Origin of the sequence: Euryhalocaulis sp. (genome assembly GCF_013911995.1) — a bacterium.
In the GTDB taxonomy this organism is placed as follows: domain Bacteria; phylum Pseudomonadota; class Alphaproteobacteria; order Caulobacterales; family Maricaulaceae; genus Euryhalocaulis; species Euryhalocaulis caribicus.
The window spans coordinates 1-9,589 of sequence record NZ_JACESD010000075.1 but is presented as its reverse complement, the minus strand read 5'-3'; the positions used below and the strand labels follow the sequence as shown (position 1 = coordinate 9,589).

Sequence of the window (9,589 nt, the reverse complement as noted above, 5' to 3'; positions counted from 1 at the left end):
CCTTCCACGGATCGGCGCCGGTAGCTCAGTTGGATAGAGCACCAGACTACGAATCTGGGGGTCGGGGGTTCGAATCCTCCCCGGCGCGCCATCCTTTCCAGTGACATAGCGACATATTCTGTCCGGGCCGACTGGTTCACCGGAGGCGCGGCGTTTGCGGGCGGCATTTTGGCGTTCGGGGGCTGTTAACCCCGATTCAACCCTGCAGGCGCATTCTGACTGAAGCAAATTCCCGGCGCGCCGTGGCGGTTGACCCTGCGGCGCGTCAGGAACGGCTGGCGCTGACCGGCGCCGCGACCCTGGAATCCGATGCGCTACGGAATCGCAATTCTGGCTTTATTCGCGGCGGGCTTTGGCCCGGCGCCGCAAGCCACGAGCGCGCTGGACGCCCCGGCCCTGCGCGGCGATGCGCCCGCGCCCGCGCCCGCAATGATCGAATGGCGCCGCGCCGGCGCGGACGGCGCCGTGAGATGCGATAATTTTGCCGGCCGCGGCGGCGAGACCCGGTTCGCCATAGGCGCGCGCGACGCCTACGCCTTTCATGACGGGCTGCTGGTTCTGCGCCGAGCCAATCAAAGCGAAATCGCCTTTGCCCATGACATGACGGGCCGCGTCTGCCGTATCGAAACAGTCACGACGGCCCCCGTGCGGATTGTCAGCCGCTAGCAATCTGTATCCGGAACAAAAAAAGGCCCTCCAGATGGAGGGCCTTTTCTTTTGCCTGAAGCAGACAGCTTACAGAACGATATTGCCGGCCAGGATGATTTCACCCGTGCCGCCGATCGTCAGGTCGGCGATGCCGTCGCCATTCGTGTCACCGAAGATGGTCCAGGTGGACACGCCGGTGACAGAAATGACCAGCTCGCCGGCCGTGCCGGTGAAGGCCGTGACAACGGTGAAGGCCTGATCGTCCGGCACCGTGTCATTGGCGTCGATCGCGGAGAGGTCAATCGTGTCCTCGTCCTCGTCAAAGCCAGTGATCAGGTCAGCCGAGGTCAGAACCGGACCATTGGATTCAGCCGCGCTGAGATAGACGAAGGTGTCGGCGTCATCGCCGCCATTCATCACATCCCGGCCGAGGCCGCCAAACAGCAGGTCTTCGCCGGTGCCGCCCTGCAGGACGTCGCTGGCCGTGCCGCCATACAGAACGTCGTTGCCGGAGTTGCCGTACAGGAAGTCCGTGCTGGAACCGCCCGACAGGACGTCATCGCCCGAACCGCCAAAGATGGCGTCGGAAGACGAACCGCCATAGATGGTGTCGTTGCCGCCCTGGCCGTAGATCAGGTTGAAGCTGGTGCCGCCGAACACGAGGTCCGCGCCGCCGCCGGCATAGATCAGGTTGGAGCCGCCGTTGCCATAGATGGTGTCGTTGCCGCCGCCGCCATTGATGCTGTCGGTGCCGGTGGAGCCATACAGGAAGTCGTTGCCCTGACCGCCAAAGATGGTGTCGCCGCCGCCAACGCCGTAGAAGACGTCATCGCCGCTATTGCCGAAGAAGAAGTCCGTCGCCGTGGAGCCGGCGATGATTTCAACATCGAACATGGCGATACGGCCGCCGACAGTCGGGGTCGCGGTCGCGGAGCCATTGGCGTTGATCACGAAGACATAGCCGCCGGAGGAGGAGTTGGCGAAGGTCGCCAGATCCGTGCCGTCGCCGCCGAACACGATGTCCGCGCCGTCATTGCCGAAGAAGACAAACGTATCGTTGCCCGCTTCGCCCAGCAGGCGGTCGGAGGCGTTGCCGCCGATGATCACGTCATCGCCGTCGGCGCCGAAGATGATGTCCGCGCCGGCGTTGCCGACCAGCGTATCGGTGCCGGTTCCGCCATTGATGAAGTCACGGCCCGCGCCGCCATAGATCAGGTCGGAGCCTTCTTCACCCCACAGCAGGTCGCCCGCGGCGCCGCCATAGATGGTGTCGTTGCCCGTGCCGCCGTAAATATTGTCAGCGCCGGACTGACCATAGATCAGGTCCGCGCTGCCATTGCCAAAGATCTCATCGGGACCCGAAGCGCCATAAATGACGTCCGGATTAGCCGTGCCTTGAATCCGGTCAATGCCGGTTGTGCCAGGAATAAGCGCCATGCGAAGTTCCCCCATGTCAGCGCAAACATTAACAATCTTTACGATTAGAAGCAGAAAGCCCGCGCAAATCAATCGCAAAAAGCCAAAACACGGTCGAAAACCGAAACCGTGGTATTCACGCCACGCTTTTTCGCGATTTGGGACAGGTTTTACCCTCCCTGCGCGTTAATTCTTCCAACCACGATTTGAAGCGCGTTTCAGCGGCGTGACGGGCGCCGCCGCCCCATTGAAGCCGGGCGCCGTCTCCTGAATACTTCGTATCCCCAAGGCTCACCGCCTCAGCGAACGAGGACTCCCCCATGGAGCGCAAAAGCTTTCCCGCCAAGCCTGACATGGCCGCATCCGCCCATTTTGACCGTCAGGCTTACGAAAAGGCGTATGCCCGCTCCATCGCCGACCCGGAGTCATACTGGCGCGAACAAGGCCGCAGGCTGGACTGGATAGAGCCTTATGACGAGGTCTCGGACGTCTCCTGGGACAAGAACGACCTGCATATCCGCTGGTACGCCGATGGCGTTCTGAACGCCTGCTATAATTGCGTGGACCGTCACCTGGAAAACCGAAGCGACGAAACGGCGATTATCTGGGAGGGGGACGAGCCCGACCAGGACAAGCGGATCAGTTTTGCCGAGCTGCACCGCGAAGTCTGCCTGATGGCGAATATCCTGAAGGCGCGCGGCGTGGAAAAAGGCGACCGCGTCACGATCTATATGCCGATGATCCCGGAAGCCGCCTACGCCATGCTGGCCTGCGCGCGCATCGGGGCCGTTCATTCGGTGGTGTTTGGCGGCTTTTCGCCCGACAGCCTGGCCGGGCGCATAAATGACTGCGAATCCGATTTCGTCATCACCGCGGACGAGGGCGTCCGTGGCGGGCGGACCATTCCGCTGAAAGCCAATGTCGACAAGGCGCTGGAGAAGGCCGGCGGCGTGCGAAGCGTTCTGGTGGTGGAGCGTACCGGCGCCGATGTCGCCATGGTGGAAGGCCGGGACATTTCCTACGCCTTCGCCCGCACCGATGTTTCGCCGGACTGCCCCTGCGAGCCGATGAACGCGGAAGATCCGCTGTTCATTCTCTATACCTCCGGCTCCACCGGGAAGCCCAAGGGCGTGCTGCACACGACGGGCGGCTACATGGTCTATACCGCCCTGACGCACGAGGCCGTGTTCGATTACCGCGAAGGCGAAGTCTACTGGTGCACGGCCGATGTCGGCTGGGTGACCGGTCACTCCTATATCGTCTATGGCCCGCTGGCGAACGGCGCGACGACGCTGATGTTCGAGGGCGTGCCGACCTATCCCGACGCCTCCCGCTTCTGGCGCGTCGTGGACAAGCACAAGGTCAATATCTTCTACACGGCCCCCACCGCCCTGCGGGCGCTGGAGCGGTTTGGCGACGATCCGGTCAAGGAAACCTCGCGGTCCTCCCTGCGCGTACTGGGCACGGTGGGCGAACCGATCAATCCGGAAGCCTGGCTCTGGTATTATGAGGTGGTCGGCAACGGGCGCTGCCCGGTGGTCGACACCTGGTGGCAGACGGAAACCGGCGGGGTGCTGATTTCTCCCCTGCCCGGCGCGACGGACCTGAAACCGGGCTCCGCCACCCGGCCGCTGTTCGGGGTCGAGCCGGCGCTGGTCGATGCCGAGGGGAACGAGCTGGAAGGCGCTGTCAGCGGCAATCTGGTCATCAAACGCTCATGGCCGGGCCAGATGCGCACCGTCTATGGCGACCATCAGCGCTTTATCGAGACATATTTCTCAACCTATCCCGGCCGTTACTTCACCGGAGACGGCGCCCGCCGCGACGCGGATGGCTATTACTGGATCACCGGCCGGGTCGACGATGTGATCAATGTCTCGGGCCACCGCATCGGCACGGCGGAAGTGGAGGCCGCGCTGGACGCCCATGAGGACGTGGTTGAGGCGGCCGTGGTCGGCTTCCCCCACGATGTGAAGGGGCAAGGCCTCTACGCGTATGTCACGCTGAAAGCGAAGGCCGAGGAGTCGGACGCGCTGGCGAAATCGCTCAAGGACTGGGTGCGGTCTGAAATCGGCCCTATCGCAACGCCGGACCATATCCAGTTCGCGCCCGGCCTGCCGAAAACCCGGTCCGGCAAGATCATGCGCCGCATCCTGCGGAGGATCGCCGCGAACGAGCATGACCAGCTGGGCGATACCTCGACCCTGGCCGAACCGGCGGTGGTGGATGATCTGGTGAAGAACCGGAAAGGCGCTTAAGGACCGCGCCTTTCTTCTAGTTCTCGCGGCCGGCCTGCCAGAGCGCGCCGGTGATCGGCTCGGCCAGATAGCCCATCATGGTCCGGGCCCGCAGCGGGATGATGACCTGCGCCGGATAGCCGGGACGCAAGGTGATCTCGCGGCCGATGAATTCTTCCAGCCGCTGCATCTCTTCCGGCGAAACCACGACTTCGGCGTCGAAATACGGCATGCCCGTGCGCTCATCGACAATGCGGTCGGCGGACAGGCCGGTCACTTCGCCGAACAGGATCGGGTTTTCCCGGCTGCGGGCGATTTCCAGACGCACCTCGGCCTCCATGCCGATCTGCACGTCATCCGCCTGCGAGGGATCGACGCGGGCGCGAATGACCAGCGGCTCTTCCTCCGGCACGACCTCCATCAGGACCTGGCCGGGCGAAACAACCCCGCCTTCGGTGAAGACGCTCATGCCGACGACAAGGCCGGAGACCGGCGCGCGGACTTCCGCGCGCTCCACGCGCAAGGCGATTGTGTCATATTGCGGCTGGACCTCGGCGATCTCGCGCTGCGTCTGCGACAGACGCGCCGTGACATCGGTGTTCAGCTCGTCCTGCAGACTTGAAATCTGAAGATCGACCTCGCCCATCGTTTCCCGCGCCTCGGCGATTGATGAGTTGAGGCGGCCATTATCGCCTTCCAGCGAGACCAGCTGCCCCTGCAGCTGCCGGACACGGGTCAGCGGCGACAGACCTTTTTCGTAAAGCTGCTGAACATCGGCCAGCTGGTCCTGCAGCAGGCTGCGCTGCTCCGTATTGGCGCGCAACTGCGATTGCAGACCCTGAATGCGTTGCTGAAGCTGAACCTTGCGCTGCTGCAGCACATCGATCTGACCGATCAGGCTGTCGGCCCGCGTATTCAGCTGGTCCTGTTCGGAAGACAGGGCGCCGGCGGCTTCATCCGCGGCATCGCCGGTCAGGCTGGAGAGCCACGCCCCGGCCTCAACCGTATCAAGCCCAGCCTGTTCGGCCAGCAGACGCGCCTCGCGGGCGCGCAGCGTGATTAGGCGGGACAGCAGTTGACGGCGATTGCCCAGCATTTCGTCCGTGTCCATGCGGACCATCAGATCGCCGCGCGTCACGCGGTCGCCGTTCGACACGAGAATTTCGTCGACCGTTCCGCCATGCAGATGCTGCACGGCCTTGCGGTTGCCGGAGACCTGAACCACGCCCGGCGCCACCGCGGCGGCGTCCAGCGGCGCGAAAGCGGCCCAGCCCAGGAACCCGCCGAAGAACAGCGCAATAACGATAAAGCCCAAGAGGATGTCGCGCCGGGGATTGTCGACCGAGGCGTTTTCTTCCTCGTCCGTGATGGCGGGCAGATTATTCGATCCGGCAACCAGTGCAGTCATCTTACGCCGAGTCCCCGCCATCATCGGTCTTGCCGCCCTGAACGGCCCGCAGGCGCGCCTGATTGGCTTTCTGTTTCTCGTTCAGCTCGGCCATGACCTTGTCGCGCGGGCCGAAATGCTCCACGCGGCCGTCGCGCAGCACCAGCAGGCGGTCGACAATCTGAAGAACGCCGGCGCGGTGCGCCATGACCACGCTGGTCACGTTGCGCTGTTTGAGAACTTTCAGGGTCTGGACCAGAGCATTTTCGCCTTCCTGGTCCAGATTGGAATTGGGTTCGTCCAGAACGATAAAGGACGGATCGTCGTACAGCGCCCGCGCCAGCGCAACGCGCTGCCGCTGACCGGCGGACAGCGTGCCGCCATTCTGGTCGACGAAGGAATCGTAACCGGCGGAAAGGCGCAGGATCATTTCGTGCGCGCCCGCCAGACGGGAGGCGGCGATAACCCGCTCGTCCACGCCCTCGCCGGCGTCAAAGCGGCAGATATTATCGCGCACCGTGCCGGCGATCAGGAACAGTTCCTGCGGCAGGTAGCCGATATAGCCGCCCAGCTCGTCCGGGCTCCAGTCGGAAACATCCGCGCCGTCCAGACGGATCGCGCCCATGGCGGGACGGCGCAGGCCGACCAGCGCCTTGGCGAGCGAGGTCTTGCCGGCGCCCGACGGGCCGACAACGCCCAGCATTTCGCCCGGCAGCAGTCCGAAAGAGATGCCCTGCAGCAGGTATCCCTCGCCTTGCGGCGGACGCAGATAAACCTTTTCTACCCGCAACTCGCCCTTCGGCTTGGGCAGGCTCTGCTGGGTGCGCTCGATGGGCGCGCCTTCCAGCGCTTCACGCACGCGCGCCAGCGCCTGGCGGGAGGAAATGAAGCCCTTCCAGTGGGTCACCGCCATTTCCAGCGGCGCAAGCGCCCGCGCCGTCAGGATGGAGGCGGCGATCATGCCGCCCGGCGTGACCAGCTGGTTGATGGCCAGCAGCGCGCCGGCACCCAGCACGATGCCCTGCAGCAGCAGGCGCAGGAAACGGATGATGCCGCTCAGCAGGGCCGAACGGTCCTGCGCGCGCACCTGAAGATTATTGGCGTTCGCGCGGCCCTCGCCCCAGCGGCGGGACAGTTCGTCCGTCATGCCCATGGAGCGGATCGCCTCGGCGCTGTTCAGCGCGACCTCGCTGGTGGAATGCACCAGCGCGTTGGCGTCGTTCGCTTCGTTCAGCGGGGTGCGGACCAGGCGTTCGTTCAGATAGACCAGCGCCACGAACAGCACCGTGCCAAGGAAGGCGATGAGGCCCAGGATCGGGTGGATCATCGTTACGACCAGCAGGAAGATGATCGTCCAGGGCGCATCGAAGAAGGCGTGAACGCCATTTCCGCCGAAGAAATTGCGGGCCGTGTCAAAATCGCGCATCGCCTGTGCAATCTTGGGATTGCGCTCGCCGCGGGCTTTCGTCTCGACCATGGTCTTCATGATCGTGGTGGAAAGCTGGTTCGAAAGGCGGGAGCCGGCGCGCGACAGCAGGCGCGAACGGATGATGTCCAGCGTGGCCAGAACCGCCAGCGCAACCACAAGAAGGATGGTCAGGAAGACCAGTGTCTGCACGCTGCCGGACTGCAGAACCCGGTCATACAATTGCAGCATGTAGAGCGGCGATGACAGGTACAGCACATTGACGAAGATGCTGAAGAAGGCGGCCGCGGCGAAGTGCGGACGCGCAGCCTCGAACGCAGCGCGAATCTTTTGCGCCCCGCGCTCTTCGGCGCTGGCTGCTTGTCGGCGTTTCATCTAGGAGTTTGCCTGCCCTTTAGTCCCGAACATCACTTTAAAGCCCCGGCCGCAAAGCGGCAATTCGCGCTTACAGCGCATTTTGTCACGGGGGTGCATAAAGGGCGCCGGACCAAAAAGAAAGCGCCCCGGACAATATCCGGGGCGCTGACAGTGGTTAGGTAACGCGTGCGCTACCAGATTTTTACCCGCTCTTCCGGGGGCAGATAGAGGGCGTCTTCCTCGCTGACATCGAAGGCGGCGTACCACTCATCCATGTTGCGGACGACGCCGTTTACGCGGAATTCGGACGGCGAATGCGGGTCCGTCTTGATCCGGTTGATCAGCTCCTCGTCACGATACAGGCGCTGCCAGACCTGGCCCCAGGCCATGAAGAAACGCTGATCGCCGCTGAAGCCGTCCAGAACCGGCGCTTCTTCGCCTTCCAGCGAGATCTTGTAGGCCTCATAGGCGAGGTTCATGCCGCCCAGATCGCCGATATTCTCGCCCATGGTGAGCTCGGGATTGAGCGTGTAGCCCTCGATCGGCTCATAGGCGGCGTACTGCTCGCCAAAGCTGCCGGCCAGCGCCTCGAACCGCTCATTGTCTTCCTCGGTCCACCAGTCGCGAAGCGTGCCGGTGCCGTCGGACTTGCGGCCCTGATCGTCGAACCCGTGACCCATTTCGTGGCCGATCACCGCGCCGATGCCGCCGTAATTGACCGCCGGATCGGCGTTCGGGTCGAAGAACGGCGCCTGCAGGATGGCGGCCGGGAACACGATCTCGTTCCGGTTGGGCGAATAATAGGCATTGACCGTCTGCGGGGTCATGAACCATTCGCCGCGGTCGATGGGCTGGCCCAGCTTGGAAATCATGTCATTCCAGCCCCAGACCTGCGCCCGGCGGCGGTTGCCGTAATAGTCGTCTTCCACGACTTCCAGACCGTCATAGGTCTCGAACTCGTCCGGATAGGCGATTTTCGGGGTAAAGGCCGCCAGCTTGGCGCGCGCCTCTTCCTTGGTTTCCGCGCCCATCCATTCGACGCCATTGTCCAGACGGCGCTCGAAGGCGATACGCAGGTTCTCGACCAGCTCTTCCATCTGCGCCTTGGCTTCCGGCGGGAAGTGCTGCTCCACATAAACCTTGCCGACCGCTTCGCCGATCGTGCCATTGACCACGGAGACGCCGCGCTTCCAGCGCTCGCGCTGTTCCGGCTGGCCGCTCAGCGTCTTGCCGTAGAAAGCGAAATTGGCGTCGTCGAACTGCTTGGGCAGGGCGTTCGCATTGCCGTCGATATAATGGAAGGTCAGATAGTCCTTCCAGGTCTCGACAGGCGTGTCCGCAAACGTCGCGGAGAGCTTCTGGATGGCGTCGTTTTCACGCACCACGAACTCGTCCTGATCCGACAGGCCGGCCGCCTCGAACGTCGCGTCCCAGTCAAAGCCCGGCGCGTAGTCCTTCAGCTCGTCCAGCGTCATCAAATTATAGGTCAGGCTGCGGTCGCGGCGCTTGGCGCGCTCCCAGCTGTTCTCGGCCATCGCCGTTTCCAGCTCCAGAATGGCCTGCGCCTTTTCGGCGCCGCCTTCCATTCCGGCCATGGTGAAGACCTGCTCGATATAATCGACATAGGCCGCGCGGATATCCTGGAACCGCTGGTCGTCGTTCAGATAATAATCACGGTCCGGCAGGCCGAGGCCGCTCTGCGTGATGTAAAAGACGTAGCGGTCGGTCTGTTTGGAATCGATGTCCACGTAACCGGCATAGGGCGCGGGCGCGCCCAGCGCCGGATCGCCCATGGCGGCGGCGATTTCTTCATGGCTGGAAAGCCCGGCGATGCGGTCCAGATCGGCCTGCGCCGGCTCCAGCCCGCGCGCCTCGATCGCCTCCTGGTCCATCCATGAATTGTACAGATCGCCGATTTTCTGTTCGGCGCTGCCCGGCGCGGCGTCCGTGGCGGAGGCGTCCTGAATAATCTCGCGCACCTGCTGCTCGGCTTCGTCGGCCAGCGCGGTGAAGGAGCCGTAATTGGTCTTGTCGGCCGGGATTTCCGTCGTTTCCAGCCATTCGCCGTTTACATATTCATAGAAGTCGTCGCCCGGATCGGCGGACGTATCCATCGCC

Annotated in this window: 6 protein-coding genes and 1 tRNA gene; 3 read left to right on the top strand and 4 right to left on the bottom strand. The window is 63.5% G+C overall.

What is annotated here, in order from left to right:
* Positions 1-14 precede the first annotated feature (14 nt).
* Positions 15-91 (top strand) — tRNA-Arg (locus H2040_RS13940).
* Positions 92-309: 218 nt separating this feature from the next.
* Complete coding sequence (locus H2040_RS13935; RefSeq protein WP_287158175.1) at positions 310-666, top strand: hypothetical protein; 357 nt, start codon at positions 310-312, stop codon at positions 664-666.
* Between the two features lie 69 nt (positions 667-735).
* On the opposite strand, the gene H2040_RS13930 is transcribed toward H2040_RS13935, so the two are convergent.
* On the bottom strand, positions 736-2,085 hold the full coding sequence (locus tag H2040_RS13930; RefSeq protein ID WP_022697578.1) for a calcium-binding protein: 1,350 nt from the start codon (positions 2,083-2,085) through the stop codon (positions 736-738).
* Positions 2,086-2,384: 299 nt separating this feature from the next.
* Between H2040_RS13930 and acs the strand changes: the two genes are divergently transcribed.
* Positions 2,385-4,322 carry an acetate--CoA ligase gene (gene acs, locus H2040_RS13925; RefSeq protein WP_287158174.1) on the top strand — a complete coding sequence of 646 codons (1,938 nt, stop codon included), beginning with the start codon at positions 2,385-2,387 and terminating at the stop codon, positions 4,320-4,322.
* A 16-nt stretch (positions 4,323-4,338) separates the two neighbouring features.
* Here the strand turns inward: acs and H2040_RS13920 are convergent, their stop codons facing one another.
* From H2040_RS13920 to H2040_RS13910, 3 genes are all read right to left on the bottom strand, one after another.
* Positions 4,339-5,709 (bottom strand): HlyD family type I secretion periplasmic adaptor subunit, encoded by a 1,371-nt coding sequence (locus H2040_RS13920; protein WP_287158173.1) that lies wholly within the window; start codon positions 5,707-5,709, stop codon positions 4,339-4,341.
* A 1-nt stretch (position 5,710) separates the two neighbouring features.
* Complete coding sequence (locus tag H2040_RS13915; RefSeq protein WP_022697575.1) at positions 5,711-7,489, bottom strand: type I secretion system permease/ATPase; 1,779 nt, start codon at positions 7,487-7,489, stop codon at positions 5,711-5,713.
* A gap of 173 nt (positions 7,490-7,662) precedes the next feature.
* Positions 7,663-9,589, bottom strand: a 1,927-nt coding sequence (locus H2040_RS13910) for a M13 family metallopeptidase (RefSeq protein WP_287158172.1), incomplete at its 5' end; no start/stop codon positions are given.